The sequence below is a fragment of the Bradyrhizobium betae genome (assembly GCF_008932115.1).
Classification (GTDB): domain Bacteria; phylum Pseudomonadota; class Alphaproteobacteria; order Rhizobiales; family Xanthobacteraceae; genus Bradyrhizobium; species Bradyrhizobium betae.
The window spans coordinates 1,982,704-2,009,075 of sequence record NZ_CP044543.1; the positions used below are offsets into that span (position 1 = coordinate 1,982,704).

Genomic DNA, 26,372 nt, shown 5'->3' on the forward strand with positions numbered 1-26,372 from the left:
AAGCTTGAACCGCGCCCGGTTCCACGCTTCCATGGGCCATGTTCAGGACGTTTCGAGGCGGCCAGAGCGGGGGCTGGCGCGTGATCTCGATTTCATCCGTGACGGGCGAGCCCCTGCCCTTCATGCCGGCGCTGTCGGTCACCGACAGCGACGCCATCTCGTTGCCGCTGGTGCCGTCGCGCAATGCGTGGCGGCTGGTCGGCGCGCCGAGTTCGCTCCGCTATACCGAGCGCGCGGAGAAGCAGCAGTTCACCGCGGTGCAGGCCGGACTCGGCCGGCTGGAGGCAACATCCGCAGCGCTGATCCCGATCCGCAAATCGCAGGCCTGGTGGGAGCTGACACAGGAAGAGCGCCGCAGGATCTTTGAGGACAAGTCGCACCACATCGCCAGCAACCTGCGTTTCCTGCCTGCGATCGCGCGGCAGCTCTATCATTGCCGCGACCTCGGCGAGCCCTTCGATTTTCTCACCTGGTTCGAATTCGCCCCCGCGCATGCCTCGCTGTTCGAGGAGCTGGTGGGGATGCTGAGGCGAACCGAGGAGTGGACTTACGTCGAGCGCGAGGTCGACGTTCGCGTGGTCAAGGAAGTGCTGTCGGCTGAGTGATCGAGAAACCGGCCTGACTCGATGCGCGGCAGATCGGTCACGGGCCAGTTATAGATGTAGGTCCAGGCCTTCTCCGCAACGCCGTCCGCGCCTGTCACGTCGATCAGCTTGCGCAGATATTCCGTCGGCTCCGCAAAGCCCTCGCCGCAGGCTTCGTACATGTCGAGCTCGCGCAGCAATTCGTCCGGCACATGAAGGCGGAACAGCTCGCCATGGACGACCTCGGAGGTTGCGCCCGATAACAGCAGTCCCGGATAATGCTTCACCAGAACGAGCCGGCCGCGACAGGTCGCCTCGCCAAGGAAATCCGCGTGGCCCGCGAGCAGCCGCGCCATCGGATGGTCGAAGCTGCGCATCAGGGTGCCGTACACGAAGAGACGATCGGAGGTCATGGAAATGTCTATAGCCCCTGAACTCCGTCATTGCGAGGAGCTCTTGCGACCAAGCAATCCAGACTGTCACTGCGGAAGATTCTGGATTGCTTCGCTGCGCTGGCAATGACGAGGCAGGCGCAACGGCTCACCCTGCCTTCACGACCTCATCGCTCACCACCAGGAACTTCTTCAACTCCATCCGGCCAAAGCTGGTCGAGAGCGCGACGTCTGCGGCATCGCGGCCGGTGCCCATCAGGATGCGGCCCCTGCGGGGAATATTGTGGCGGGCGTCGAAGGTGAACCATTTTCCCGACAGCCAGACCTGAAACCACCCGGAAAAATCCATCGGGGCCGGATCCTTGGGAATGCCGATGTCGCCCATGTAGCCGGTGCAATAGCGCGCCGGGATGCCCATGCAGCGGCAGAAGGTCAGCGCGAGATGCGCGAAGTCGCGGCAGACGCCGGTCTTCTGCTCGTAGACGTCGTGCGCCGATTTCATGTGATGGGCGTGCTCGTAGCCGAAGGTGACGTGCTTGTGCACGAACTCGGTGATCGCGCAGACACGCGCCCAGCCAGGTTTGGTCTTGGCGAACAACGACCAGGCGATGTCGGTGAGCTTGTCGGTCTCGCAATAGCGGCTCGGCATCAGATAGAGCATCAGCTCGTTCGGCAATTGCTCGATGGGGAGTTGCTGCGCAGTCGGCATCACTTCGTCCGGCAGGCCGGTGTCACGCACCAGCGCGCGGCCCTTCAGGGTGACGCCGCCGGCGGGAGCGACGAGACGGCCGCAGACGTTGCCGAAGCTATCGTGATAGAAGCGGATCGGAACGTCGGGCTCAGCAACCACCGTCTCCTTGCCGATGATGTCGGCCTGCCGCGAGGGGTGGATGTTGAGCATGATCACCATCGGTGTCGGCTGCTCTGCCGCGTAGGTGATGTCGAAGCCGACCCTGATTTCCATCTATAAGACCTCCGCCTCCATCTCATCGTCGCTCTGCTGGTCGTCCGAGACCACCCTGATGGTCACGTCCATGGCCTCGAAGGCATTCCCGGCGCCGATATAGACCCCGTGCAACGGGATCGCCTGGCGCGGATCGCGGGCGACCGCGACGCGAATGAGATCGCGGGTGCCGACGATGCCGTTGGTCGGATCGAACTCGATCCAGCCCGCACTCGGCAGATAGACCTGCACCCATGCGTGGGTCGATCCGCCGCCGACGTGACGCTGCTCGATATCCCCCGGCACGAAGATGTAGCCGGAGACAAATCGCGCGGCGATGCCGAGGTGGCGCAACGCTTCGATCATAAACAGCGCATAGTCCCGACAAGTTCCCGAGCCCGACTGCAAAGTATCGAGCGGATGCTGCGTGCCCAGCTCGTGGCGCTTGCGGTATTTGAACTGCTTGCGGATGCCGTGCGTCATGCCGCTCAGGATCTTGAAAGTCGGCGTCGGCGCGTCCTCGTCGAGGAAGCCGCGCGCCCATTCCGCGATCTCGCCGCCGGGATCGGTGTATTGCGGCGTGATGTACTGGACGAGATCGGGGAATTCCTCGTCGTCGTACACGAAGGGGTAGAAATAGGCGGTATCGTCCGGCGTCAGCGCGAATTCCTCGACCGGGTTGTGCTCGACGGTGACATGCCACTCGAAGCTCAGCGTCTCCGCACGTTCGTCGAAATTGGCGATCGCGACCGAGTTGCCGAACACGTCGTGAATCCAGTGCAGCGACATCGGCGTGGGCGATATCTCGAGCCTGGAGTCGAGCACACGCAGATCGTGCCCGTCGCGCGGACGCAGCATGATCCTGTGTTCGCCGAACGCCACGGGGCGGTTATAGCGATATTCGGTCTTGTGATGAATTGTCAGCAGCGGCATCGTGAGGCAATCATGGTGATATCGGGGGGGATCAATCTACAGCGATTCTGCCCAATTGTGCGGGTGACTGCTCTTTCCGTAGGCAATCTGGATGGCTTTAGACACGGCTGGCGTGACCGATCAACTGCTGAATGAGGGCGACATTCCGCCGGTGCATGAGGTGAATGCCGGGGGAGCATCGCCCTTCCTGCTCACCTCGGATCATTTCGGGCGGATTCTGCCGCGCGCGCTCGGCGATCTCGGCGTCGCCGAGGCCGAATTGACGCGGCACATCGCCTGGGACATCGGCATCGCCGGTGTCGCCGAGCGGCTGGCAAGGATGCTCGACGCACATCTGATCGCGCAGCGCTATTCGCGGCTCGTGATCGACTGCAACCGCCCGCCGGGCGCAGCGAGCTCGATTCCGGTCATTTCGGAGGCAACGGCAATCCCGCGCAACGAGGGCATTTCGGAGCATGAGCGCGGGGCGCGGCGGCGCGAGATTTTCGAGCCCTATCATCACCGCATCAACGCCGTCATCGACGGCCGGCTGCACGACAAGCGACCGACGGTGCTGGTATCGCTGCACAGCTTCACGCCGGTCTATGCCGGGGTGGAGCGGCCCTGGCACATCGGCACGCTCTACAACCGCGACACGGTGCTGCCGCACCTTCTGCTGAAACATCTCCGCGCCGAGAGCGATCTCGTCGTCGGCGACAACGAGCCTTATGCGGTGAACGACCTCACCGACTACACCATCCCCGTGCACGGCGAAGCCCGCGGCCTCGTCAACACCGGCATCGAGATCCGCCAGGATCTGATCGCGGATCAGTCCGGCGAGCAGCAATGGGCCGAGCGGCTGGCACGGATCTTCGCGGAGATCGAGGTGGAGCTGAGGGCGGAGAGAGTGGTCGACTAGCCGCCGCGCGTCGCGACGAACAGCGCCAGCGCGGCGAAGATCGCGGCGATGCCCCACAGCACCCAGGCCATGCGGCCGTCGCCGCGGGCATCCAGCGTTGCCTCGGCCGGGTTGTCGGGATTGACATGGACCTCCACGGTCGCGCCGTCCTGATAGCGCGACATCAGCTTCCGCAGCATCTCGTCGGACGCCGACTGCGTTCCGGCCGCGACGCGCGCGCATTCATTGGTGTAGCTGACGTTCTGATAGAGGTAGGTATAGGTCACGCGCTTGCCGAACATCTCGACGCCGCGCGCCTCGCCGGGCTCGCTGGCCGCGTGATATTCCTCGATTCCCGACAGCTTGATCGTGCCCGGCACCACCGGCCAGCGCGTCGCCATCGACGCCTGCTTGCGCACGGCAAACCCCATCAGCGCGATGACGAGGCCGAACGCGCCGAAGCCGACGACGAGGCCCGCCAGATCAGGCCGTCCGATATGGTGCGCGAGATAGGCATAGGCCTGATTGAACCCGAATGCCGAGCCGAACACGATGGCAAGCACGATCACCGTACCGATGCCGAGGCAGCCCCACAGGCCCTTGGGCAGGTCGCGTTCCAGCACGGCCTGATCGGGATGGCGCGGATTGTAATAGACCGTGACGATGCTGCCGGCCGGATATTTCGCGAGCTTCTCGGCGACCTGGAAATTGCCGAGGTCCTCGCCGATCGAGATGCGGTTGTTGCGCAGCTTCCTGCCGCCCACCGAATATTCGTAAGTCACATTCGCAAAATTGCGGCTCTCGAGGCGAGAGCCGCCCTCGCGGTCGTCGTCGAAAACCTTGACGTCGCGCAGCTCTGCGACCGAGGTGACGACCTTGCCCGGCGCTTGCAGCCAGCTTCGCGCCTCGCGCACCTGCCAGGTCTTGACGATTGCGGCGACCAGGATGAGTCCGAGCGGTGCAAGCAGCATCGCATAGACGAACCAGGGCAGATCCGGCACGGCAAAATCCCTCGTCAACGACAATGCTTCCTTGGACGCACCGTCGCGGACGAAGGTTCAACCGGACAATCAGCTCATTTGGCCCGGGTCAGCGCCAGCCAAATGCCGCCACCGATCATGAAGCCGCCGGACACGCGCGACATCATGCGGGTGCGACGCGCCGAGAAAAAGCTGCGGGCCTGACCGGCAAGCAGCGCGTAGATCCCGTCCGTCAAGCCGGCAAGAACCATGAAGGTCATTCCGAGCACCAGGACCTGCGACAGGTGATCCTTGCTCATGTCCATGAATTGCGGAATGAACGCGCCGAAGAACACCAGCAGTTTTGGATTCGACAACGCGACGACAAAGCCCTGCAAAAGGAAGCCACCGCGAGGGGGCGGCGGCGGCGCGTCGGTGTCGACGCCTTCGACCGGGGAGCGGATCAGCTTGATGCCGAGCCAGACCAGATAGGCTGCGCCCGCAAAGCGCACCCAGTTGAACCAATAGCCCATCGTCGCCATCAGCGAGGTGAGGCCCACCGCAAGGATACCAATCACGATCAACAGCCCCACCTGCACGCCGAGAATGTTGGTCAGCGCCGCGCGCGTACCGTGGCGCAGGCCGTTGGCGATGACGAGGGTCACGATCGGCCCCGGCAGCAGCGCCAGCGCAATGCAGGCGGCGACGAAGGCGAGATAGGCTTGCATGGACATCATGAGAGGGACTCGCTGAGGGCGGTTCGGGGACATTAATGCATGGCGAAGGCGGGAACGGAAGTCACGACCTCACGCTTGACATGCAACCATTTAGTTGCCTATTATCGCTGCCATGGATGAGGTCTTCAAAGCGCTCGCCGATGCGTCACGACGGTCGCTGCTCGACAGGCTTCACGCCAGGAACGGCCAGACACTGAGCGAGCTCTGCGAGGGCCTTGCGATGACGCGGCAGGCGGTGACGAAACACCTCGTCATTCTGGAAGAGGCCAACCTGGTCACGGCGATCAGGCACGGCCGCGAGAAGCTGCACTATCTCAATCCGGTACCGATCCATCAGATCGGCGAACGCTGGATCAGGAAGTTCGAGCGCGGCAAGCTCGCCGCGCTCGGCGAGTTGAAACGCCAGTTGGAGAAGCGCGATGAGTAAGCCGCAATTCGTCTATGTGAGTTATATCGAGACCACGCCGGAAAAACTGTGGGAAGCGCTGACGTCGAGCGAGTTCACGAAGCAATACTGGTTCGGCGCCGAGGTCCGGTCCGACTGGAAGGTCGGCTCCCCCTTCGCGCTGACGCTCGATGGCGAGATCACCGATTCCGGCGAAATCCTCGAGGCCGATCCCCCGCGGCGCCTGTCCTACAGCTTCAAGCACCAGAAGTTCGAAGAGCTCCGCGGCGAGCCGATCTCGCGCGTCGTCTTCACCATCGAACCGTTCGGCTCTCTCGTGCGTTTGACCGTGCTGCATGACGGCTTTGTCGAGGGCGGCAAATACCTCGGCGCCGTCTCCAATGGCTGGCCGGCGATCCTGTCCGGGCTCAAGAGCCTGCTGGAGAGGGGCCAGGTGCTCGCCATCCCGCGAGCAGCCCTCAACAAGGGATTCGACGCAAAATGAATCTCGACCAGTTCAAGCCGCTGACGGTCTACACCATCTACATCGCCTCGACGCCAGAGAAGGTGTGGGAGGCGCTGACATCGGCCGAGTTCAGCCGCAGATACTTTTCCGGCTTTGCGGTGGAGATGGAGCCGAAGCTCGGCGGCAGCTTCATCGTGCGCGCGCCCGACGGTTCCGAACACATCTCCGGCGAGGTGTTCGAATACGATCCACCGAGAAAGCTGACGGTGACGTGGAACGTCAACTGGCCCGACCTCGTCGCAAAACTCGGCGCCACACTCGTCACCTACGAGATCGAGCAAGCCGGCGAAGCCGTCCGTCTCACAATGAGCGAACGCCACGACCGTCCGCTGAGCGACGATATCCTTTCCGGCGGCCGCACCGGCTGGCCGGCGATCCTGTCCGGGCTGAAGAGCCTGCTCGAGACGGGGAAGGCGCCGCAGATCAAGATGGCGCCGCCAGCGCAGATGCTGGCGGCGTTGAAGGCGATGGGGATCAAGGCGCCGTAGGGACTACGTAGGCACCACCAGCCGCCGGTAGAGATGCCACGTCGCATGCCCGAGCACCGGCAGCGTCACGATCAGCCCCAGGAAATACGGCAGCGCCGAGACGATCAGCAGGATCACGATCACGGCGGCCCAGCCGATCATCGGCAGCGGGCTCGTCACCACCGCGCGCACGCTCGTGACCATGGCGGTGACGAAATCGACCTCGCGGTCGAGCAGCAGCGGAAACGACACCACGGTCAGCGAGAACAGGATCAGCGACAGCGCCGCGCCGACCGCATTGCCGATCGCGAGGAACAGCAGGCCCTCGTTGGTCGTCAGAACCACCGTCATGAATTCCTGGAGGCTCGAGAACGAGGCGTGCAGGCCGAGCAGCAGCGCGATCAGGAGCCGCACCTGGTACATCCAGATCACGAACACGAACAGCGTGACGAACGCCATCCAGCCGATCTCGCTGCGCGAGCGTATCGCCGACCAGATCGCGGCAAACGAGACCGGCTCGCCGCGCTCGCGCCGACGGCTGACTTCGTAGAGGCCGATCGCCACGAACGGGCCGATCAGCGCGAACCCCGCCGCGAGGGGGTAGACCAGATAGACCATGCCGAAGGCGGTGAGGCAGAGCATGATGGCGATGCCGCCGGCCGCGTAGAGCCCACCGAAGCAGAGCCCGTAAAGCGGCACCGCCTGGAAATCGCGCAGGCCCTCGACCAGCGCCTCGGCAATGTCGGTCGTCGCAACGGCACGCACCACCGGATCGACCTTGCCCGAGATGGACATCGGTACCCTCCTCCTCTGCCGGTGCGATCTTCGTCGCACGCGGCTCAATCTCGACAGTAGCGCCCTTGGGCGCCGCGCGCGACGTCAGAATTTTCCCGCATGGAGGGCTTTTCGGCAGGATGCCTATGGACTGAGCAGAGGATGGTGCCGCAAATTGTCCTTTTCGACCGGCACATGCGATCACCAGAGCGGACCACCCGACCGATGAGCTTGCGTACCCGGCTACTGATACTGGTGATCGCGGCCATGCTGGTGCCGGCAAGCCTGGTCGGGCTGCGCTTCGTGCAGAACAGGAGCAGCGAGATCAACGCGGCCTTGGCCAATCTGGCTGCGACGGCCGACGACATCGCCGGAGATCTGGACGAGAAGATCCAGGGCACCGCCCAGCTTCACTATGGTCTCGCCCGAGCGCGCGACCTCGACACGCGCGACAAGGCGGCGTGCTCGGCCTTTCTGTCGGACGTGCGCGAGGAATACCCGCAGTTCACCGGGATATTGACCATCAATCCGGACGGCAGCCTGTTCTGCGACTCGCTGCGGACCGACCGCACCCTCGATCTGAGGGATCGCGCCTATTTCAAGCAGGTCCAGGGCCTGCATGGCGTCGTCGCGCTCGAGCCGGTGTTCGGCCGCCTGACCGGCATATCGGTGCTCCAGATCGCCTATCCCGTACGATCGGAGGCGGGCGCGCTGAAATTCGTCCTGCTTGCCTCCTTCAACCTCAACAAATTCGCGGAATACCAACACAAGCGGCTGCTCACCGAGACGGAGATCCTGCTCACCGACGGCAAGGGGACCGTTCTGGTCGCGCCCAAGGAAGGCGGCCGGAGCGAGCCCGTCGGCGCCTCGATCGCAGGGTCCGACCTGTTTCGCTTCGCTGCAAACCCCGATCGTGACGCGTTTCAGGAGGTGACCGATCGCGAAGGCCGCACCCAGGTCTGGGCCGTCGCCCGCTCGCCTTCGATCCGCAACGCCGGCCTCTACATCATGGTCGGGCGCTCCAAGGACGGACTGGTCGCGGCCGCCAACCGCCGGCTCTACGAGGACATGGCGATCCTCGCCGTGGCCTCGCTGCTGCTCTTGGCGGGCGTCTGGATCCTTGCGACCATGAGCGTCGGGCGCCAGGTCGGGCGGCTCGCCACGATGGCGAAGAAGCTCGGGCTCGGCGAGCTCGGCGCACGAATTCCGCCTCCCTATCCGCGCGGCGAGCTCGGCGGATTGATGACCCTGCTGAACGGCACCGCCGAGTCGCTCGAGCAGCAGCGCGCCGCCATCGCCGACCTCAGTCACAAGCTCAGCCAGTCCCAGAAGATGGAAGCGATGGGCCAACTCACCGGCGGCGTGGCGCACGATTTCAACAATCTGCTGACAGTCATTCTCGGTAATTCGGAGCATCTTGCCGACAGGCTGGCGGGAAACAAGGAGCTGCACCGGATTGCCAGCGACATCGCGACCGCCGCCGAGCGCGGGGCGGACCTGACACGGAGCCTGCTCGCCTTCGCGCGCAAGCAACCGCTCCGGCCGCGCGAGATCGACATCGCGGAGAAGGTCGTCGGCATGGAGCAGTTGTTGCGCCGGTCGCTGGGCGAGCACATCGAGTGCAGCTTCGTGTTCGGACCCGATCTGTGGTTGACCAGCGTCGATCCCGGCCAGCTGGCAACGGCCCTGCTCAACCTCGTGCTCAACGCGCGCGACGCGATGCCCGACGGCGGCAAGCTGACGGTCGAGGTCCGCAACAACTCGCTCAGTGCATCCGACCTCGACGTCAACGGCGAGCCGCGGCCAGGCGACTACGTCATGGTGGCCGTGACCGATACCGGCAGCGGCATGACCGGCGAGGTGGCAAGCCGGGCGTTCGAGCCGTTCTTCACCACCAAGGAGGTCGGCAAGGGCACCGGCCTCGGCTTGAGCATGGTGTACGGGTTCGCGCAACAATCCGGCGGACTCGTGCAGTTGCAGTCCGAACCGGGACAAGGCAGCGTCGTCAGGCTGTTCTTTCCTCGCATTGCAGCGACGCTGAGCGAGGATCCGCCGCAGGCGGAGCGACTCACCATCCCCGACGGGAGCGAAACCGTTCTCCTGGTCGAGGACGACGACATGGTGCGAGCCTACGTCGAGAGCGAGCTGAAGACGCTCGGCTACGGTGTCATCGCGACATCGAACGGGCCCGCGGCGCTGGACGTGCTGCGCCAGCCCCGAGACATCCATCTGCTGTTCACCGACGTCGTGATGCCCCGCGGCATGTTCGGGCCGGAGCTTGCAAGGCAAGCCATCGTCCTGCGGCCCGACCTCAAGGTGCTGTTCACCTCCGGCTACAGCCAAAGTCCCGTCAAGACACCCGACGGAATCGATGTCCGCATTCTGACAAAGCCATTCAAGCGGCAGGATCTCGCCGCGATGCTGCGGTCCGCGTTGTCGGCGCCGCCGCGATGAACGACGACCCGGCCCTTCCTACCCCTTGGCCCGCAGTTCGCGCCGCAGCACCTTCCCCGTCGCCGTCATCGGCAGCGTCTCGGCGAACTCCACGAAGCGCGGATATTCGTGCGCGGCGAGCTGCACCTTGACGAACTCCTGGATCTCGCGCGCGAGCTTGTCGCCCGGCGCAAAGCCGGGACGCAGCACGATCCAGGCCTTGATCGATTCGGTGCGGATTGGATCGGGAATGCCGACCACCGCGGCCATCGCCACCGACGGATGCTTCATCAGCGTGTGCTCGATCTCGGACGGGCCGACACGATAACCGGCGGTGGTGATGACGTCGTCCTCGCGGCTGACGTACCAGAAATAGCCGTCCTCGTCCTGCACGCCGAGATCGCCGGTCAGCAGGAACTCGCCGGCATATTTCTTCGCCGTGGCTTCCGGGTTGCGCCAGTATTCGATCATCGTGCAGGGGCATGGCTGGCGCACGCCGATGATGCCACGCTGTCCTCTCGGCTGCTCTTCGCCCTTGTCGTTGACGATGCGGACATCGAAACCCGGTGTCGCCTTGCCCATCGAGCCCGGGCGGATCGGAAACAGGTTGGAGTTGCTGCCGATCACGAGATTGCACTCGGTCTGGCCGAACACTTCATGCGCATCGATGCCGAAGGTCTCGCGCACCCAGCCGAGCAGTTCGCCGCCGAGGGATTCACCGCCGGTAAAAATACTGCGCAGTTTCACGCCCGAATGCTTCACGCCGGCCTGCCGCATCAGCTTGAGCGCGGTCGGCGGCAGGAAGACGTTGCGGACGCCGAGATCGGCCATCATCTGCATTGCCGCCTGCGGTTCGAATTTCCGCGCGCGATGACCGACCAGCGGAATGCCGTGATACCAGAACGCGAACAGCCCGTTGACGAGGCCACCGATCCAGGCCCAGTCCGCCGGCGTCCACATGAGGTCGCCGGGGCGAGGCAGGAAGTTGTGACACATCTCCACATTCGGCAGATGGCCGAGCACGACGCGGTGCGCGTGCAGCGCGCCCTTCGGATTGCCCGTCGTGCCCGAGGTGTAGATGATGAGCGCGGGATCGTCGCACGAGGTGTCGACGCGCGCGAAATCGGGCGATGCGGCCTTGACCGCATCCCAGAATGATTTCGTACCAGCCGGTGCGCGTTCACCGACGATATAGACATTCTTCAGGTCCGGCAGGCGATCGCGGATTTTCGCCAGCTTCTCCCAGCCCGCTTCGTCGGTGACGATCGCCTTGGCCTGCGAGTTGGACAGACGGAATTCCAGTGCGTCCTCGCCGAACAATGCAAATAGCGGGATCGAGATCATCGCCGAGCGGAACGCTGCCATGTGCGCGACCGGCAATTCCAGCGATTGCGACAGGAACACCGCAACGCGGTCGCCGTGCGCCAGGCCGTCGGCCTTCAGCACGTTGGCGAAGCGGCGCGACATCTCCGCGACTTCGTCGAAAGAGGTGCGCGTGGTGGCGCCGTTCTCGTCGACATAGACCAGCGCGAGGCGGCCAGTGCCGTCGGCATGACGGTCGCAGCACGCCTCCGCCATGTTGAAGCGCGCCGGGACATCCCAGTGGAAGTTGCGATAGAGCTCGTCGTAGGTGGCAGCTTCGGTCAGCATGGGCTTGGTCGTCTTCCCGGTGTCTTGTTATCGCCCAGTCTAGAGCCGTGAATGCTCGCGACAAGCCCTGCGACGTCATTCCGGGGCGACGCGCCAGCGTCGAACCCGGAATCCATCAGGCGACATTGCCTGCGGCTCGATGGATTCCGGGTTCGCCCTGCGGGCGCCCCGGAATGACGGCGAGAGTCACCGCACCGTCGCGAAGAACTTCCTGACATCGCCGACATACAGCTCCGGCTGCTCGAATGCGGCGAAATGACCGCCCTTCTCCATCTCGCTCCAATGCGTGATGCTGGAAAAGTTCGGTTCCATCCAGCGCCGCACCGGCGTGATGATCTCCTTGGGGAACACCGCAACGCCTGTGGGTACGTTGACCTTCGGCGTCGTCCGGCGCTTGCCAAAGCTCTCCCAATAGAGCCGCGCCGATGACGTCGCCGTCTCCGTCACCCAATACAGCATGACGTTGTCCAGCAGCTCGTCCTTCCTGAAGATGTTCTCGGGATGGCCGTCGCAATCGGTCCAGGCCCAGAACTTTTCCAGAATCCAGGCCGCCTGTCCGCTCGGCGAATCCGTCAGGCCATAGCCGAGTGTCTGCGGCCGCGTCGATTGCTGTTTTGAATAGCCGGAATCGAGATCGACGTAATGCTTGAGGCCGGCGAGCGCGCGCTTCTCCTCCGGCGTCGGTTCGCCATCCACCTTCGGCGCTGCGTTGAAGGCGAGCGTGATGTGGATGCCGGCGCAGTGCTCGGGGTCCTGCATGCCGAGTGAGGTCGTCACCGCCGAGCCCCAATCGCCGCCTTGGGCGCCGTAGCGCGCGTAGCCGAGCCGATCCATCAGCTTCGCCCAGGTCGCGGCGATGCGATCGACGCCCCAGCCGGTGGTCTTGGGCTTCTCCGAGAAACCAAATCCCGGCAGCGAGGGGCAGATCACATGGAAAGCATCGGCGGGATTGCCGCCATGCGCGGCGGGATCGAACAGCGGCGCGATCACCTTCTGGAATTCGACGATCGAACCGGGCCAGCCATGGGTGATGATCAGCGGCAGCGCCGACGGTTCTTTCGAGCGCGCATGGAGGAAGTGGATGTCGAGCCCGTCGATCTCGGTGGTGTACTGCGCGAAGCGATTGAGCTTGGCCTCGCGGGCACGCCAGTCATACTCGTTCGCCCAGTAGGAGCAGATCTCCTGAATCCACTTCAGCGGCGCGCCCTGGCTCCAGTCGCCGACCAGTTCAGCTTCGGGCCAGCGCGTGCGGGCGAGACGTGACTTGAGATCGGTGAGGATGTCCTCGCTGATGGCGATGCGAAACGGTTTGATGGCGGTCATCGCAGCCTCCCCTTGTTCTTCTTGTCATTCCGGGGCGCGCCGCTTGGCGCGAGCCCGGAATCCATTTCGCTACGGAGCCGGCGGCACGATGGATTCTCGGATGCGCAATTGCGCACCAAAGCTCGACGCTTCGCGTCGCCCCGGAATGACGACCTAGCCCGTCAGCGCGGCCTTCACCAAGCCGCTGGCCTTGCCGAAATCCATCTGGCCGGCGTATTTCGCCCGCAACGCCGCGATCACCTTGCCCATGTCCTTCATGCCGGCGGCGCCCGTCTCGCCGATCGCATCCGCGATCGCCTTCTTGACCTCGTCATCCGACATCTGCTTCGGCAAATACGCCGAGATCACCGCGATCTCCTCGCGCTCCTGCGCGGCGAGCTCGGCGCGGCCACCCTTTTCGTAGAGCTCGACCGACTCCTGACGCTGCTTGATCATCTTCTGAAAGACGCCAAGCAGGTCGGCATCGGAGAGCGGCGGCTTGCCGTTGCCGCGGGCCTCGATGTCAGCGTTCTTGATGGTCGAGTTGACCATGCGCAGCGTGGAGAGCTTACGCTCGTCCTTGGCCTTCATGGCCTCCTTAACCGCATTGTTGATGTCGTCGCGCAGCATGATCGTGATCCCTTCGCATATCCGAGGCCTGATCTAGGCCGTTCGCGCTCCTGAGACAACCTGGGTTTGAAGCCATTCGGCCAGCGCCCGCGCCGTCGCCTCGGGCTGTTCCGGCTGCGGCAGATGCCCGCAACGTTCGAGGATCACCAGCCTCGCGCCGGCAATGCCCGCCGCCATCTCCTTCGAGAACGCATTCGGAATGGTGTTGTCCTGATCGCCCGTCAGCACCAGCGTCGGGCATTTGATCGTCGCCAGCGTGGGCCGCGAATCCACCCGCGCCATGATCGCGGTCTGCTGCCGCAAATAGCCTTCCACGCCGACGTCCTCGCCCTGCTCGTCCACGAGCCGGCGAATATGAGCGTCGTCGCGGCGCGATGGATGCACCAGTTCGGGAAACATCTCCTCGCGTGCCGCGCGCAGCTCGCCGCGTCTCGCCCGCTCCATCAGGCCGCGGCGCCGCGCGGTCGCCTCGGGCGTATCAGGCCGTGCCTGGGTGTTGATGAGCGCGAGCTTTGCGACCCGCTCGGGCGCCTGGCGCATGATCTCGAGCGCGATGTAACCGCCCATGGAATGGCCGGCGAGCGCGAAGCGCGGCGGCGCCTCGCTCAGGACCCGGCGGGCGATCGCCGTCATACTGTCGTCGCGGATATGGTTGGCGACCATCACCGGGCCGAGCCGCCACAATGCCGGGATCACCGGGGCATAGATCCGGGCCGAGGACGCCAGCCCCGGAACCAGCAGGATGGGGACGGTCTGGTCCATTATTGCCTCGCAAGCCCCAGGATTTGCCGGAAATTATTCCGGGCAAGCTTAAGTGCCTGAGACCACCTGTCAAATATGCAAAAACGCATGTGAATCGGCGCATCTGCGCTTTGACGGCGGCGCTCGCGGAGACTATGAAGCGGGCTCATGACACAACATGAAAACGATACCGCTTGGCCGGACCATAAACCGACCGCGCTCCTCGTGCTCGCCGATGGCACGGTGCTCGAAGGCTTCGGTCTTGGCGCCGAAGGCCATGCCGTGGGTGAAGTCTGCTTCAACACGGCGATGACCGGCTATGAGGAGATCCTCACCGATCCCTCCTATGCCGGGCAGCTCATCACCTTCACCTTCCCGCATATCGGCAATGTCGGGACCAATGAGGAAGACATCGAGACGGTGAACATGGCCGCGACGCCCGGTGCGCGCGGCGTGATCCTGCGCACCGCGATCACCAATCCCTCGAACTACCGCTCCACCAAGCATCTCGATGCCTGGCTCAAGGCCCGCGGCATCATCGGCCTGTCCGGCATCGACACCCGCGCGCTGACCGCGCTGATCCGTTCGAAGGGCATGCCCAACGCGGTGATCGTGCATTCCAAGACCGGTGAGTTCGACCTGCACGGCCTGAAGGAAGAAGCGCGGGAATGGCCGGGCCTCGAGGGCATGGACCTCGTGCCGATGGTCACCTCCGGCCAGCGCTTCACCTGGGACGAGACGCCCTGGCTGTGGGACAAGGGTTTTGGCCGGCAGGACAAGCCGGAGTTCAACGTCGTCGCCATCGACTACGGCATCAAGCGCAACATTCTGCGCCTGCTCGCCGGCGTCGGCTGCAAGGTGACGGTGGTGCCGGCGACGACCTCGTCGGAAGACATCCTGGCGATGAAGCCGGACGGCGTGTTCCTGTCGAACGGCCCTGGCGATCCGGCCGCGACCGGCAAATATGCCGTGCCTGTCATCCAGGACGTGATCAAGTCGGGCACGCCGACATTCGGGATCTGCCTCGGCCACCAGATGCTCGGCCTCGCGGTCGGCGCGAAGACGAAGAAGATGCATCAGGGCCATCACGGCGCCAATCATCCCGTCAAGGACGAGACCACCGGCAAGGTCGAGATCACCTCGATGAACCACGGCTTCGCCGTGGACGAGAACACGCTGCCGAAGGGCGCGACGCAGACCCACATCTCGCTGTTCGACGGCTCCAATTGCGGCATCCAGCTCGACGGCAAGCCGGTGTTCTCGGTGCAGTACCACCCCGAGGCCTCGCCCGGCCCGCGCGACTCGCACTATCTGTTCCAGCGCTTCGCCGATTTGATGCGGCAGCAGAAGAAGAGCGCGTAATTCCAAAAGACGCCGGCGGACGAGACCGCCGGCTATGCGTCACGGACGCATGAACATGAAGTCCGTGTCGGGATCGCAATTCTCGGCGATGAAGCGCAGCTCCGCCTGGATGTCGGCAACCGATCGCGTCTCGAGATATTTCGAGATCACGAGGCTGAGCAGGGCGCGACAGACGGCTTCGTGCCCGAGGCCGGCCGCCTCGGCCTCATCGACGGCCGCCGAAAAATGGCGCTGCGCAACGTCGGATGCGTACATGGCGGTCCCCCTCTTCCAATTTGGGTTGCGTGCCCGTGAACGGCCGCTTGCGCCTTGATCTCCGTCAAGCCCGCCTATGGACTGATTTCAGGAACAAGGACGCCTGTGCCGTCTTGATTTCCAGTCAATTGCTACCGGAGCCTGTCATGTCCGTCATCCGCGACAAGGCCGAGCCGCTCGCCATCGTGTTTGAGGATGACGGACTCGTGCCGAACAACGCTGTCCCCTTCCTGGTCTACCAGGGCGTGGTGACGCTCGATCCGAAGCGCCCGGAAGAGACCATCGAAGACCTGTTCGAAGCGAACGGCTGGGGCGGCTCGTGGCGCAACGGCGTCTACGATTATCTGCACTACCACGCGACGGTGCATGAAGTGCTCGGCGTCGCGCGCGGGAGTGCACGGGTCCGCTTCGGCGGCGACCATGGCGAGGTGCTGGAGATCAAGGCTGGCGATGTCGCGATCCTGCCGGCGGGCACGGGACATCAGTGCATCACGGCGAGCGATGATTTCTGCGTGATCGGCGCCTATCCGCCGGGCGCGAAGATGCAGATCACGCGGGCGACGGCGGAGAACCACGCCAAGGCGCTGAAGACGATTCCGAATGTCGCGCTGCCGCCGGCCGATCCGGTGACGGGGAAGGACGGGGCGTTGATGCGGTTGTGGCGGTAGCTACAAGCAAGGTGCTGTAGGGTGGGTTAGCGAAGCGTAACCCACCTCTTCTATTTCCGCGGAGACAGATTTGGTGGATTACGCCTGCGGCTAATCCACCCTACAGCAACGTGGCCTACGCCTCGTTGCCGCCTTCCTGGCGGGTGGCTTCGAACAGGAACCAGGTGCGACGCTCGGTGTCGTCGATGAAGTTTTCGAGCAGGCTGGCGCTGGCGACATCGCCGGCCTCGTCGCAGACTTCATGGGCCTTCCGCATCGCCGCGGCGACGTGCTTGTTGTCCTGCATCAGCTCGCGCAGCATCTCGCGCGGCGGGACATAGTCCTCGTCGTTGTCCTTGATGGTCTGGAGCTTTGCGACCTGGCCGATCGACTTCAGCGTCGCGCCGCCGATCTTGCGGACGCGCTCGGCGAGCTGGTCGGTGGTCGCGAAAATCTGGTCGGACTGTTCGTCGAGCAGCAGATGATAGTCGCGGAAATGCCGGCCGCTGACGTGCCAATGGAAATTCTTGGTCTTCAGATAGAGCGCGAAGGCGTCGGCCAGAAGCACGTTGAGCGCCTCGGAAACCTTCTTGACCGCCTGGGGCGACAGATCGGTGGGGGTGTCGAGGTCGGGCGAGACCTTGCTGGGGGCTTTGCTCACGGGAAACCTTCCTGTTAGGACGCGGACATTGACGGCGCGCCGTCACACCCCTAACGCAGACAGGCAGCGCCGGTTCCAGTACAGGAACCGTTTGGCCGGGGCCCTCGGATACCATGGACGATTGGATCGATTACTACGACTCCACGCACACGATCTATGTCAGCAATCTGCATCGCGATTTGCATTTCCAGATCATCGCGCGGGACATCATCGGCTACATCACTTCGCCCGAGGCGACCGTGCTGGACTATGCCTGCGGCGAGGCGCTGTCGGCGAGCCAGGTGGCGGCCGCCTGCGGCAAGCTGATCCTCGCCGAACCCGCTCCGGGCGTACGCGGCCGGCTGATCGCGCGGTTTGCCCCGAACACGAAGATCCGCGTCCGCTCACTGGACGACGTTCGCAAGATGCAGGACCAGTCGATCGACCTCGTGGTGATGAACTCGGTCGCGCAATATATGACGCCGGAGGAGCTCGATGCCGCGCTCATCAACGTCCGGCGATTGCTGACCCCGTCCGGCAAGCTGGTGCTCGGCGATATCCTGCAGCCCAATGTCGGCATGTTCAGGGACGTGATGGCGCTGCTCAGCTTCGGCCTGCGTCACGGCTTCCTGAAGGACGCGCTGATCGGGCTGATCAGCACCGCGCTGTCGGACTACCGTCATCTGCGCACCCGCATCGGGCTGCAGCGCTACAGCGAGGACGAAATTACCGCCAAGCTCAAAGCGGCCGGCTTCGCAGCCCAGCGCGCGCACACCAATATCGGCCATAATCGCTGGCGCATGACGTTCATCGCACGGCCGCCCCTGGTGCGTTAAGCATAACGACCACACGGGGTGGCTTGTCGCACCTCGATCGGACATGATCTCCGCGGCCCGGTGGCGGAAGCGTCTACGCGAGAGCAGTGCATCGCTCTTCATCCTGGTTCAAATCCAGGCCGGGTCTCCACGCTTCGCCCCTGCGGGGCTTCGCGTGGCGCAGCCACGCGAGATCCGCAAGGGCGAAGCGTGTCCGGCGTAGCTGAGCGAAGCGAAAGCGTAGACGGACTGTCGCCCAAACAAAAAATGTCTAAAACCACCCCATGCACAGTAGCCGGCCATGGCCGGCGTGATGTCCGCTGGATCTTCTGAAGGCTTTGATACCGCGGGCAAATCAGCGGCCGGCGCGCAATCGTCTCAGTTTGGGTCGGCGGCGACCATTTCGCACCCGGGCAGCAGCTGAAGCCGGTCGGCGTCCCTGGCCGCAGAGTTGAGCACGGCATCGAGCAGGCCCGGGAAGCGCACGTCGAGATCCTCGCGGCGCAGCCGCATGAAGCGATTGGTGCCGGCCACGCGCGTCTGCATCACGCCGCATTCGCGCAGCTTGGCGAAGTGATAGGCGAGGTTCGACTTCCCACTGAGCGCGTAGAAGTCACCGCAGCGCAATTCGCCGCTGACATGTTCCTGCTTGGCGAGCTGGTAGACGATCGCGAGCCGGATCGGATCACTCAGGCAATCCAGAACCATTGGCAGTTCGATCTGCTCGCGGGTCGGGTGAGGAGGCGTGCGACTCATGGCGCAATCATAACAATGCGGCTCATTTGTTCAATAGTTCTTGAACCAATTGACATTAGCAGACTACCGCTCAATAGTTCAATGATTATTGAACATAGGAATGACGAGCATGAGCGTATTCTGGCTGGCGGTCGCGGCATTTGCGATCGGGACGGAGGCCTTCGTCATCGCAGGCCTGCTGCCGACCATCGCGGCCGACCTGCAGATTTCCGTGCCGGCCGCCGGACAGCTGGTCAGCGTCTACGCGCTCACCTATGCCGTGGGGTCGCCGATCCTCGCGGTAACCCTCAACAATATCGACCGCCGCACCGTGCTGATGCTCGCCTTGTCGACCTTCATCGCCGGCAATCTGCTGGCGGTGGCCGCCTCCGGGTTTGCACTGCTGATGGCATCGCGGATGCTGATGGCGCTCGGCGCCGGCCTGTGCATGCCGACGGCGCTCGGGGTTTCCGTGGCGGTCTCCTCCCCCGAAAGGCGCGGCCGCGCCGTGGCGCTGGTCACCTCCGGCCTCACGATCGCAACCGTGATCGGTGTCCCCCTCGGCAATTGGATCGGCAGCCTGTTCGGCTGGCGGGCGACGTTCGCCCTGGTCGCCCTGCTCGGCGGAATCGCGCTGGCAGGCCTGCTTTTTGGCCTGCCCCGCGGCCTGCCGCGCAACACCGCTTCGCTCGCCGAGCGGCTGGCCGTGGCGCGCCACGGCAACGTCCTGATCGCACTCCTCATCACGATCCTATGGGCGCTCGGCGGCTTCACCATGTTCACCTATTTCGCCGTTCCGCTGCGCGCGCTCGGCTTCGACGCCTCGCAGATCAGCCTCGCGCTGCTGGTTTTCGGCGCGGCCGCCGCGATCGGGAACATGCTCGGCGGCCTGCTGGCGGACCGGCTCGGCGCCATCGTCACGGCGGCGCTCGGCCTGACCGGCATGGCCAGCGCGCTTTTCCTGCATTCGCTGGTGCTGAAATTCCTCCCCGGCCAGGCGCATTATGCGATCCTGGGCCCGATCTTCCTCCAGGGCGTTTCGGGCTGGGCGTTCTATCCGGCCCAGATCGCCAGCATCATCCGGATCGACCCGCAGGCCTCGATGGTCGCGCTCTCGCTCAACGCCTCAGCGATGTATCTCGGCTTTGCGATCGGGGGCGCCCTGGGCGGTGCCGTGCTCGCGGGGTGGAGCCCGGCCGATCTCGGCTGGGTCGGCGGATTGAGCGTTTCAGCAGCGCTTCTGGTGCATCTCGCCCGTGGCTGGCAGGCGCGGCCAAAACCCGTCAAAATTGCTGGTTGATGGGCGCTTTTCGGGGTTTCGCCGCCCCGAAAACTGGTCTAAGACCCGTCCGCGCGCGAGGGAGACCAACGCGCTCTCGGCCACAGGGGACGCGCAGCAAGCGCGCCCTTTTTTTGTGCCCAAATTCCACTTCGGCGAGAGTTGATGCCCAAACGTACAGACATCACCACCATCCTGATCATCGGCGCCGGCCCTATCGTGATCGGCCAGGCCTGCGAGTTCGACTATTCGGGCACGCAGGCGGTGAAGACGCTGAAGGAAGAGGGCTATCGCATCGTCCTCGTCAATTCCAATCCGGCCACCATCATGACCGACCCGGAATTGGCGGATGCGACCTATATCGAGCCGATCACGCCCGAGATCGTCGCCAAGATCATCGAGAAGGAACGTCACGTCATTCCCGGCGGCTTCGCGCTGTTGCCGACCATGGGCGGCCAGACCGCGCTGAACTGCGCGCTGTCGCTGCGCCGGCAGGGCACGCTGGAAAAGTTCGACGTCGAGATGATCGGCGCGACGGCTGACGCCATCGACAAGGCCGAAGACCGCCAGCTGTTCCGCGAGGCCATGACCAAGATCGGGCTCGAGACGCCCAAGTCGCGGCTCGCCAACGCCTCCGCCCTGAAGAAGTCCTTCCGCGACAAGCACCAGGCCGAACGCGAGAAGCTGTCGGGCGCCGCTCTTGAGGAGCACGACAGGCAATGGACGCTCGGCGAAGGCGACCGCCGCAAGCGCTATCAGGAATATGCGCTGGGCCAGGCGCTGATGGCGCTGTCCGAGATCGGGCTGCCCGCGATCATCCGTCCCTCCTTCACCATGGGCGGCACCGGCGGCGGCATCGCCTACAACAAGGAAGAATTCCTCGACATCATCGAGCGCGGCCTGGATGCGTCCCCGACCAACGAAGTCCTGATCGAGGAATCCGTCCTCGGCTGGAAAGAGTTCGAGATGGAGGTGGTGCGCGACAAGAAGGACAATTGCATCATCGTCTGCTCGATCGAGAATTTCGATCCGATGGGCGTGCACACCGGCGACTCGATCACGGTGGCTCCGGCGCTGACGCTGACGGACAAGGAATACCAGATCATGCGCGACGCCTCGCTGGCGGTGCTGCGCGAGATCGGCGTCGAGACCGGCGGCTCCAACGTGCAGTTCGGCGTCAATCCCGAAGACGGCCGCATGGTCGTGATCGAGATGAACCCGCGCGTGTCGCGCTCGTCCGCGCTGGCCTCGAAGGCAACGGGCTTTCCGATCGCCAAGGTCGCGGCAAAACTCGCGATCGGCTACACGCTCGACGAAATCGCCAACGACATCACCGGCGGCGCGACGCCGGCCTCGTTCGAGCCGACGATCGACTACGTGGTGACCAAGATCCCGCGTTTCGCCTTCGAGAAATTCCCCGGCGCCTCCACCACGCTGACGACATCGATGAAGTCGGTCGGCGAGGTCATGGCGATCGGTCGCACCTTCCAGGAAAGCCTGCAGAAGGCGCTACGCGGGCTCGAGACCGGCCTGACCGGCCTCGACGAAATCGAGATCGACGGCCTCGGCCAGGGCGACGACAAGAATGCGATCCGCGCCGCGCTCGGCACGCCGACGCCGAACCGGCTGCTCCAGGTCGCGCAGGCGATGCGGCTCGGCTGGTCCAACGAGGAGATCTTCAACTCCTGCAAGATCGATCCGTGGTTCCTTGGCGAGATGCGCGGCATCGTCGACATGGAAGACAAGATCAAGAAGAGCGGCCTTCCCTCCAATGCCTTCGGCATGCGCACGCTGAAGGCCATGGGCTTTTCGGACGCGCGGCTTGCGGTGCTGGCGCAGATCGCGGATGCCGACGTCACGGCCAAGCGTCACGCGCTGGGCGTCCGCCCGGCGTTCAAGCGCATCGACACCTGCGCGGCCGAATTCGCCTCGCCCACGGCCTACATGTACTCGACCTACGAGTCTCCCTTCGCCGGCGCCGTCGCCGACGAGAGCCAGCCGTCGGACCGGAAGAAGGTCATCATCCTCGGCGGCGGCCCAAACCGCATCGGCCAGGGCATCGAGTTCGACTATTGCTGCTGTCACGCCTGCTTCGCGCTCGCCGATGCCGGCTACGAGACCATCATGGTCAACTGCAATCCGGAGACGGTGTCGACCGATTACGACACCGCCGACCGGCTCTATTTCGAGCCGCTCACGGGCGAGGACGTGCTGGAGATCATCGCGACCGAGCGCACCAACGGCACGCTGCATGGCGTGATCGTACAATTCGGCGGCCAGACGCCGCTGAAGCTGGCGCGCGCGCTGGAAGCTGCCGACGTGCCGATTCTCGGCACCTCGCCCGACGCCATCGACCTTGCCGAAGACCGCGACCGCTTCAAGCGCGTGCTCGACAAGCTCCGCCTCAAGCAGCCGAAAAACGGCATCGCCTATTCGGTCGAGCAGGCCCGCCTGGTCGCGACCGATCTCGGCCTGCCGCTGGTGGTGCGCCCGTCCTACGTGCTCGGCGGCCGCGCGATGCAGATCATCCGCGAGGAGAACCAGCTGAGCGACTATCTGCTCGGCACGCTGCCGGAGCTGGTGCCCGCCGACGTCAAGGCGCGCTATCCGAACGACAAGACCGGGCAGATCAACACGGTGCTCGGCAAGAACCCGCTGCTGTTCGACCGCTATCTCTCGGACGCCACCGAAGTCGACGTCGATTGCCTCTCCGACGGCAAGGACACCTTCATCGTCGGCATCATGGAGCACATCGAGGAAGCCGGCATTCACTCCGGCGACAGCGCCTGCTCGCTGCCGCCCTATTCGCTCGACGCCAGGATGATCGAGGAGCTGGAGCGCCAGACCCGCGAGCTCGCGCTCGGCCTCGACGTCGTCGGCCTGATGAACGTGCAATACGCCATCAAGGACGGCGATATCTACGTGCTCGAGGTCAATCCGCGCGCCTCGCGCACGGTGCCTTTCGTCGCCAAGGTGGTCGGCACGCCGGTGGCGAAGATTGCCGCGCGCATCATGGCCGGCGAGAAGCTCGCCGACTTCAAGCTGAAGAAGGCGCAGCTCAAGCATGTCGGCGTCAAGGAATCGGTCTTCCCGTTCGCGCGCTTCCCCGGCGTCGACACGGTGCTCGGTCCGGAAATGCGCTCGACCGGCGAGGTCATGGGCATCGACCGAAATTTCGAGGTCGCCTTTGCCAAGAGCCAGCTCGGCGGCGGCACGAGGGTGCCGCGCAAGGGTACGGTGTTCGTCTCGGTGCGCGAGAGCGACAAGACGCGCATCGCGGAGGCCGTTCGCGAATTGCATTCGCTCGGCTTCAAGGTGCTGGCGACATCGGGCACGGCGCGCTTCCTGACCGACCAGGGTATCCCGACCGAGAAGGTGAACAAGGTGCTGGAAGGGCGGCCGCACATCGTCGACGCCATCACCAACGGCGACGTCCAGCTGGTCTTCAACACCACCGAGGGCCCGCAGGCGCTCGCCGACAGCCGTTCGCTGCGGCGCGCGGCCCTCTTGCATAAAGTGCCGTATTACACCACTCTTTCCGGGGCCGTGGCGGCCGCGCAGGGCATCCGCGCCTATCTGGGCGGGGACCTTGAGGTTCGGACCCTGCAGAGCTACTTTTCGGAAACCTGATCGCTAGCGGCGGCGAAGCTTCCGCTAAGTGACTGGCAATGAAGCCACAATGGCCGGAGGAACTGTCCGGCCATGTGGTTGTTCTGTTCCGGCGCCAGCCCCACATAACGGTTCCGGCGGGCGTGTATTCAGCCCCCGGGGACACTGACGAATCAAGGCTGCCGCGCCCACTGTCTGGTCGGGCGCGCGGCCGAAGGACGAGAGAAGAGATGGAAAAGGTTCCGATGACTGCGGGCGGCTTTGCCGCGCTCGGGGAAGAATTGAAGAAGCGCCAGTCCGAGGACCGTCCGCGCATCATCGAGCACATTGCGGAGGCCCGCTCGCACGGCGACCTCTCGGAGAACGCGGAATACCACGCCGCGAAGGAAGAGCAGTCCCACAATGAGGGCCGCATCGCCGAGCTCGAGGACAAGCTCGCGCGCGCCGACATCATCGATATCTCGAAGCTGTCCGGCGACACCATCAAGTTCGGCGCCACCGTGACGCTAGTCGACGAGGACACCGAGAAGAAGGCGGTGTGGCAGATCGTCGGCGAGGTCGAAGCCGACGCCAAGAAAGGCCGCATTTCCATCACCTCGCCGCTCGCACGCGCGCTGATCGGCAAGAAGAAGGGCTCGACCGTCGAGGTCAACGCACCCGGCGGCGCCAAGGCGTATGAGATCACCAAGGTGGAGTGGCGGTAAGGATTTGCCGCTGAGGGTGATGATGTTTCGAAAAGGCCGCGCGGTGCGCGGCCTTTTTTGTTTCAGCGTGTTGCTGTCGATCCGCGTCATTGCGAGCGCAACTCTTTCACCGTCCCCCTGAGGTGCTCGCCTCTTCGGCGAGCCTCGAAGGGCGACGGCCCCGCTGTTGCCGCACGCGGATGTACGCGGGCCGTGCATCCTTCGAGGCTCCTCATCGGGCGCTTTGCGCCCGACGAGGAGCACCTCAGGATGACGGGACTGGCAGGACGCCTCGAGAGGCTACCTCCGTCCCTTCACGTCCAGCGGCACGGCCGCCTCGTACTTCGAATTATGCAGCACCAGCGAGGTGCGGACGTTGCGTACATGGGGCGCGGCGGTCAGATGGGTCACGAAATCCTGGAACGTCGCCATGTCGGGCGCGACGCATTTCAGGATGAAATCGACCTCGCCCGACAGCATCCAGCATTCCCGAACCAGGGGTTCGGCGCGGACGAACTCCTCGAAGGCGCGCAAATCCGCCTCGGCCTGGCTGGACAGATGCACGGCGGCGAACACGGTGACGTCAAAGCCCAGTTTTCGCGCGTCCAGCAGCCCACGATAGCCGTGGATGTAGCCCTCCTCCTCCAGCGCCCGGACGCGGCGCAGGCACGGCGGGGGCGAAATGCCGACCCGTTTGGCAAGCTCGACATTGGTGATTCGACCGTCGGCCTGAATCTCGGTGAGAATCTTCAGGTCGATCTCGTCTAGGTTCCGCGACACGTGACTGGAACTCCTGGCCTTTATGGCGGTATCGGGTGGGTCTGGTGCAATCCTCATACCCAGTCGCGCCCGCCAGCGCAATTTTATTGCGCGTTCACCCCGACCGACTTTTGTTCCCTGTTGGAAAAATCCGCCGAATGGGAATGCAATTCTTGCATAGCTCACCAGAAGGCTTAGATTAGCTCTGATATTTCAGCGCCCCCGCGAGGCCTCCTGGCTCTTTCCGCACCCGCGCTGCAGTTCCCCGTGACAAAGGCGTCCGTCGATATGTCCGCTCCTGTTCATGCAAAGGTCGTCATTATTGGCTCCGGGCCCGCTGGCTATACGGCGGCGATCTACGCTGCGCGCGCGATGCTCGAACCGATCCTGATCCAGGGCATGCAGGCGGGCGGCCAGCTCACCATCACCACCGACGTCGAGAACTATCCCGGCTTCGCCGACGTGATCCAGGGCCCCTGGCTGATGGAGCAGATGGAGAAGCAGGCGGTCCATGTCGGCACCAAGATCGTCTCCGACCTGGTCATCAAGCTGGACACGACGCAGCGGCCGTTCCGCCTCACCTGTGACAGCGGCGACGTCTATCTCGCCGACGCCGTGATCCTCGCCACAGGCGCGCAAGCGCGCTGGCTCGGGCTGCCGTCCGAAGCGAAATTCCAGGGCGGCGGCGTTTCGGCCTGCGCCACCTGCGACGGCTTCTTCTATCGCAACAAGGAGGTCGTGGTGGTCGGCGGCGGCAATACCGCGGTCGAGGAGGCGCTGTACCTCACCAACCACGCCTCGCAGGTCACCATCGTGCATCGTCGCGATCACTTCCGCGCCGAACGCATCCTGCAGGAGCGCCTGTTCAAGCACCCGAAGATCAAGGTGGTCTGGGACGCCGCCATCGACGAGATCTGCGGCACCGAGAGCCCGAACAAGGTCACCCATGTGCGCCTGAAGAACGTCAAGACCGGCGCGCTCACCGACCTGAAGACCGACGGCGTCTTCATCGCCATCGGCCATGCGCCGGCGACCGAGCTCGTGAAGGACCAGATCAAGCTCAAACCCTCCGGCTATGTCGAGGTCGCCCCGAATTCGACCGCGACCTCCGTGCCCGGCCTGTTCGCCGCCGGCGACGTCGCCGACGAAACCTATCGCCAGGCCGTCACGGCCGCCGGCCTCGGCTGCATGGCAGCCCTCGAGGCCGAACGATTCTTGGCCCTGCGCGCCAGCGAGCGCGCGGCAGCGGAATAAA

27 protein-coding genes are annotated in these 26,372 nt (G+C 64.3%); 13 read left to right on the forward strand and 14 right to left on the reverse strand.

Features of this window, described 5'->3' with window-relative positions; genetic code table 11:
* Window positions 1-38 precede the first annotated feature (38 nt).
* Window positions 39-605, forward strand: coding sequence for a chlorite dismutase family protein (locus tag F8237_RS09425; RefSeq protein WP_151643989.1), 567 nt, complete (start codon window positions 39-41; stop codon window positions 603-605).
* Here the strand turns inward: F8237_RS09425 and F8237_RS09430 are convergent.
* The 3 genes from F8237_RS09430 to F8237_RS09440 all read right to left on the reverse strand — a co-directional run bounded on the left by F8237_RS09430 (window position 548) and on the right by F8237_RS09440 (window position 2,852).
* Window positions 548-997 carry a gamma-glutamylcyclotransferase family protein gene (locus tag F8237_RS09430; protein WP_151643991.1) on the reverse strand — a complete coding sequence of 150 codons (450 nt, stop codon included), beginning with the start codon at window positions 995-997 and terminating at the stop codon, window positions 548-550. The genes F8237_RS09425 and F8237_RS09430 overlap by 58 nt on opposite strands.
* 127 nt (window positions 998-1,124) lie before the next feature.
* The gene (locus F8237_RS09435) at window positions 1,125-1,940 is read right to left on the reverse strand and encodes a transglutaminase-like domain-containing protein (RefSeq protein WP_151643993.1); all 816 of its coding nucleotides are present in this window, start codon (window positions 1,938-1,940) and stop codon (window positions 1,125-1,127) included.
* Complete coding sequence (locus F8237_RS09440; RefSeq protein WP_151643995.1) at window positions 1,941-2,852, reverse strand: transglutaminase family protein; 912 nt, start codon at window positions 2,850-2,852, stop codon at window positions 1,941-1,943. It abuts the gene before it with no gap.
* Between the two features lie 91 nt (window positions 2,853-2,943).
* On the opposite strand from F8237_RS09440, the gene F8237_RS09445 reads away from it, so the two are divergent.
* A complete protein-coding gene (locus tag F8237_RS09445; RefSeq protein ID WP_151643997.1) occupies window positions 2,944-3,750 on the forward strand; it encodes an N-formylglutamate amidohydrolase in 807 nt (268 codons plus the stop codon).
* On the opposite strand, the gene F8237_RS09450 is transcribed toward F8237_RS09445, so the two are convergent.
* Both F8237_RS09450 and F8237_RS09455 read right to left on the reverse strand, forming a co-directional pair.
* Window positions 3,747-4,730, reverse strand: a complete 984-nt coding sequence (locus tag F8237_RS09450; RefSeq protein ID WP_151650507.1) for a DUF3592 domain-containing protein — start codon at window positions 4,728-4,730, stop codon at window positions 3,747-3,749. The genes F8237_RS09445 and F8237_RS09450 overlap by 4 nt on opposite strands.
* Before the next feature lie 74 nt (window positions 4,731-4,804).
* Complete coding sequence (locus F8237_RS09455; protein ID WP_151650508.1) at window positions 4,805-5,422, reverse strand: LysE family translocator; 618 nt, start codon at window positions 5,420-5,422, stop codon at window positions 4,805-4,807.
* Between the two features lie 115 nt (window positions 5,423-5,537).
* On the opposite strand from F8237_RS09455, the gene F8237_RS09460 reads away from it, so the two are divergent.
* The 3 genes from F8237_RS09460 to F8237_RS09470 are packed head-to-tail and all read left to right on the forward strand — an operon-like array spanning window position 5,538 to window position 6,824.
* Window positions 5,538-5,852: an ArsR/SmtB family transcription factor gene (locus F8237_RS09460; protein ID WP_151643999.1), complete on the forward strand. Its 315-nt coding sequence runs from the start codon at window positions 5,538-5,540 to the stop codon at window positions 5,850-5,852.
* Window positions 5,845-6,315, forward strand: a complete 471-nt coding sequence (locus F8237_RS09465; protein ID WP_151644001.1) for an SRPBCC family protein — start codon at window positions 5,845-5,847, stop codon at window positions 6,313-6,315. The genes F8237_RS09460 and F8237_RS09465 overlap by 8 nt, the downstream gene beginning before the upstream one ends.
* Window positions 6,312-6,824: an SRPBCC family protein gene (locus F8237_RS09470; protein ID WP_151644003.1), complete on the forward strand. Its 513-nt coding sequence runs from the start codon at window positions 6,312-6,314 to the stop codon at window positions 6,822-6,824. The genes F8237_RS09465 and F8237_RS09470 overlap by 4 nt, the downstream gene beginning before the upstream one ends.
* Window positions 6,825-6,827: 3 nt before the next feature.
* Here F8237_RS09470 and F8237_RS09475 read toward each other — a convergent pair whose 3' ends face one another.
* Window positions 6,828-7,598: a DUF2189 domain-containing protein gene (locus F8237_RS09475; protein ID WP_162005962.1), complete on the reverse strand. Its 771-nt coding sequence runs from the start codon at window positions 7,596-7,598 to the stop codon at window positions 6,828-6,830.
* A 204-nt stretch (window positions 7,599-7,802) separates the two neighbouring features.
* Here F8237_RS09475 and F8237_RS09480 point away from each other — a divergent pair, with 204 nt between their 5' ends.
* Window positions 7,803-10,031 carry an ATP-binding protein gene (locus F8237_RS09480; protein WP_151644007.1) on the forward strand — a complete coding sequence of 743 codons (2,229 nt, stop codon included), beginning with the start codon at window positions 7,803-7,805 and terminating at the stop codon, window positions 10,029-10,031.
* A gap of 18 nt (window positions 10,032-10,049) precedes the next feature.
* Here the strand turns inward: F8237_RS09480 and F8237_RS09485 are convergent, their stop codons facing one another.
* The 4 genes from F8237_RS09485 to F8237_RS09500 form a co-directional block, all read right to left on the reverse strand.
* Window positions 10,050-11,660, reverse strand: coding sequence for an acyl-CoA synthetase (locus tag F8237_RS09485; protein ID WP_151644009.1), 1,611 nt, complete (start codon window positions 11,658-11,660; stop codon window positions 10,050-10,052).
* A gap of 186 nt (window positions 11,661-11,846) precedes the next feature.
* The gene (locus F8237_RS09490; RefSeq protein WP_151644011.1) at window positions 11,847-12,983 is read right to left on the reverse strand and encodes an epoxide hydrolase family protein; all 1,137 of its coding nucleotides are present in this window, start codon (window positions 12,981-12,983) and stop codon (window positions 11,847-11,849) included.
* Window positions 12,984-13,136: 153 nt separating this feature from the next.
* A complete protein-coding gene (locus F8237_RS09495; protein WP_151644013.1) occupies window positions 13,137-13,592 on the reverse strand; it encodes a GatB/YqeY domain-containing protein in 456 nt (151 codons plus the stop codon).
* A 33-nt stretch (window positions 13,593-13,625) separates the two neighbouring features.
* On the reverse strand, window positions 13,626-14,354 hold the full coding sequence (locus F8237_RS09500; RefSeq protein WP_151644015.1) for an alpha/beta fold hydrolase: 729 nt from the start codon (window positions 14,352-14,354) through the stop codon (window positions 13,626-13,628).
* 147 nt (window positions 14,355-14,501) lie between these two features.
* Between F8237_RS09500 and carA the strand changes: the two genes are divergently transcribed.
* Window positions 14,502-15,695, forward strand: coding sequence for a glutamine-hydrolyzing carbamoyl-phosphate synthase small subunit (gene carA / locus F8237_RS09505; protein ID WP_151644017.1), 1,194 nt, complete (start codon window positions 14,502-14,504; stop codon window positions 15,693-15,695).
* A gap of 39 nt (window positions 15,696-15,734) precedes the next feature.
* Here carA and F8237_RS09510 read toward each other — a convergent pair whose 3' ends face one another.
* Window positions 15,735-15,950, reverse strand: coding sequence for a hypothetical protein (locus tag F8237_RS09510; protein ID WP_151644019.1), 216 nt, complete (start codon window positions 15,948-15,950; stop codon window positions 15,735-15,737).
* Window positions 15,951-16,096: 146 nt separating this feature from the next.
* Between F8237_RS09510 and F8237_RS09515 the strand changes: the two genes are divergently transcribed.
* Window positions 16,097-16,618: a cupin domain-containing protein gene (locus F8237_RS09515; RefSeq protein WP_162005963.1), complete on the forward strand. Its 522-nt coding sequence runs from the start codon at window positions 16,097-16,099 to the stop codon at window positions 16,616-16,618.
* A 115-nt stretch (window positions 16,619-16,733) separates the two neighbouring features.
* On the opposite strand, the gene F8237_RS09520 is transcribed toward F8237_RS09515, so the two are convergent.
* Entirely contained in the window at window positions 16,734-17,258 is a 525-nt protein-coding gene (locus F8237_RS09520) for a Dps family protein (RefSeq protein ID WP_151644023.1), read from the reverse strand.
* Window positions 17,259-17,371: 113 nt separating this feature from the next.
* On the opposite strand from F8237_RS09520, the gene F8237_RS09525 reads away from it, so the two are divergent.
* The gene (locus F8237_RS09525; protein ID WP_151644025.1) at window positions 17,372-18,073 is read left to right on the forward strand and encodes a class I SAM-dependent methyltransferase; all 702 of its coding nucleotides are present in this window, start codon (window positions 17,372-17,374) and stop codon (window positions 18,071-18,073) included.
* A gap of 357 nt (window positions 18,074-18,430) precedes the next feature.
* Here F8237_RS09525 and F8237_RS09530 read toward each other — a convergent pair whose 3' ends face one another.
* Window positions 18,431-18,808 (reverse strand): ArsR/SmtB family transcription factor, encoded by a 378-nt coding sequence (locus F8237_RS09530; protein WP_151644027.1) that lies wholly within the window; start codon window positions 18,806-18,808, stop codon window positions 18,431-18,433.
* A 109-nt stretch (window positions 18,809-18,917) separates the two neighbouring features.
* On the opposite strand from F8237_RS09530, the gene F8237_RS09535 reads away from it, so the two are divergent.
* The 3 genes from F8237_RS09535 to greA all read left to right on the forward strand — a co-directional run bounded on the left by F8237_RS09535 (window position 18,918) and on the right by greA (window position 24,379).
* Window positions 18,918-20,087 carry an MFS transporter gene (locus F8237_RS09535; protein ID WP_151644029.1) on the forward strand — a complete coding sequence of 390 codons (1,170 nt, stop codon included), beginning with the start codon at window positions 18,918-18,920 and terminating at the stop codon, window positions 20,085-20,087.
* Window positions 20,088-20,231: 144 nt separating this feature from the next.
* Window positions 20,232-23,696 carry a carbamoyl-phosphate synthase large subunit gene (carB, locus tag F8237_RS09540; protein WP_151644031.1) on the forward strand — a complete coding sequence of 1,155 codons (3,465 nt, stop codon included), beginning with the start codon at window positions 20,232-20,234 and terminating at the stop codon, window positions 23,694-23,696.
* Window positions 23,697-23,905: 209 nt separating this feature from the next.
* Complete coding sequence (greA, locus tag F8237_RS09545) at window positions 23,906-24,379, forward strand: transcription elongation factor GreA (protein ID WP_027534300.1); 474 nt, start codon at window positions 23,906-23,908, stop codon at window positions 24,377-24,379.
* Between the two features lie 279 nt (window positions 24,380-24,658).
* Here the strand turns inward: greA and F8237_RS09550 are convergent, their stop codons facing one another.
* Window positions 24,659-25,138, reverse strand: coding sequence for an Lrp/AsnC family transcriptional regulator (locus F8237_RS09550; RefSeq protein ID WP_027547667.1), 480 nt, complete (start codon window positions 25,136-25,138; stop codon window positions 24,659-24,661).
* 267 nt (window positions 25,139-25,405) lie between these two features.
* On the opposite strand from F8237_RS09550, the gene trxB reads away from it, so the two are divergent.
* Complete coding sequence (trxB, locus tag F8237_RS09555) at window positions 25,406-26,371, forward strand: thioredoxin-disulfide reductase (RefSeq protein ID WP_151644035.1); 966 nt, start codon at window positions 25,406-25,408, stop codon at window positions 26,369-26,371.
* Window position 26,372: the final 1 nt, after the last annotated feature.

Bases quoted from the DNA above. Each gene is read 5' to 3' on its own strand.
- F8237_RS09440 (WP_151643995.1), bottom strand. From the start codon at position 2,852: ATGCCGCTGCTGACAATTCATCACAAGACCGAATATCGCTATAACCGC.
- F8237_RS09510 (WP_151644019.1), bottom strand. From the start codon at position 15,950: ATGTACGCATCCGACGTTGCGCAGCGCCATTTTTCGGCGGCCGTCGAT.
- F8237_RS09475 (WP_162005962.1), bottom strand. From the start codon at position 7,598: ATGTCCATCTCGGGCAAGGTCGATCCGGTGGTGCGTGCCGTTGCGACG.
- greA (WP_027534300.1), top strand. From the start codon at position 23,906: ATGGAAAAGGTTCCGATGACTGCGGGCGGCTTTGCCGCGCTCGGGGAA.
- carA (WP_151644017.1), top strand. From the start codon at position 14,502: ATGACACAACATGAAAACGATACCGCTTGGCCGGACCATAAACCGACC.
- F8237_RS09435 (WP_151643993.1), bottom strand. From the start codon at position 1,940: ATGGAAATCAGGGTCGGCTTCGACATCACCTACGCGGCAGAGCAGCCG.
- F8237_RS09530 (WP_151644027.1), bottom strand. From the start codon at position 18,808: ATGAGTCGCACGCCTCCTCACCCGACCCGCGAGCAGATCGAACTGCCA.
- F8237_RS09515 (WP_162005963.1), top strand. From the start codon at position 16,097: ATGTCCGTCATCCGCGACAAGGCCGAGCCGCTCGCCATCGTGTTTGAG.
- F8237_RS09455 (WP_151650508.1), bottom strand. From the start codon at position 5,422: ATGTCCATGCAAGCCTATCTCGCCTTCGTCGCCGCCTGCATTGCGCTG.
- F8237_RS09500 (WP_151644015.1), bottom strand. From the start codon at position 14,354: ATGGACCAGACCGTCCCCATCCTGCTGGTTCCGGGGCTGGCGTCCTCG.
- F8237_RS09490 (WP_151644011.1), bottom strand. From the start codon at position 12,983: ATGACCGCCATCAAACCGTTTCGCATCGCCATCAGCGAGGACATCCTC.
- F8237_RS09535 (WP_151644029.1), top strand. From the start codon at position 18,918: ATGAGCGTATTCTGGCTGGCGGTCGCGGCATTTGCGATCGGGACGGAG.
- F8237_RS09485 (WP_151644009.1), bottom strand. From the start codon at position 11,660: ATGCTGACCGAAGCTGCCACCTACGACGAGCTCTATCGCAACTTCCAC.
- F8237_RS09470 (WP_151644003.1), top strand. From the start codon at position 6,312: ATGAATCTCGACCAGTTCAAGCCGCTGACGGTCTACACCATCTACATC.
- trxB (WP_151644035.1), top strand. From the start codon at position 25,406: ATGTCCGCTCCTGTTCATGCAAAGGTCGTCATTATTGGCTCCGGGCCC.
- F8237_RS09480 (WP_151644007.1), top strand. From the start codon at position 7,803: ATGAGCTTGCGTACCCGGCTACTGATACTGGTGATCGCGGCCATGCTG.
- F8237_RS09425 (WP_151643989.1), top strand. From the start codon at position 39: ATGTTCAGGACGTTTCGAGGCGGCCAGAGCGGGGGCTGGCGCGTGATC.
- carB (WP_151644031.1), top strand. From the start codon at position 20,232: ATGCCCAAACGTACAGACATCACCACCATCCTGATCATCGGCGCCGGC.
- F8237_RS09465 (WP_151644001.1), top strand. From the start codon at position 5,845: ATGAGTAAGCCGCAATTCGTCTATGTGAGTTATATCGAGACCACGCCG.
- F8237_RS09460 (WP_151643999.1), top strand. From the start codon at position 5,538: ATGGATGAGGTCTTCAAAGCGCTCGCCGATGCGTCACGACGGTCGCTG.
- F8237_RS09445 (WP_151643997.1), top strand. From the start codon at position 2,944: ATGGCTTTAGACACGGCTGGCGTGACCGATCAACTGCTGAATGAGGGC.
- F8237_RS09525 (WP_151644025.1), top strand. From the start codon at position 17,372: ATGGACGATTGGATCGATTACTACGACTCCACGCACACGATCTATGTC.
- F8237_RS09430 (WP_151643991.1), bottom strand. From the start codon at position 997: ATGACCTCCGATCGTCTCTTCGTGTACGGCACCCTGATGCGCAGCTTC.
- F8237_RS09495 (WP_151644013.1), bottom strand. From the start codon at position 13,592: ATGCTGCGCGACGACATCAACAATGCGGTTAAGGAGGCCATGAAGGCC.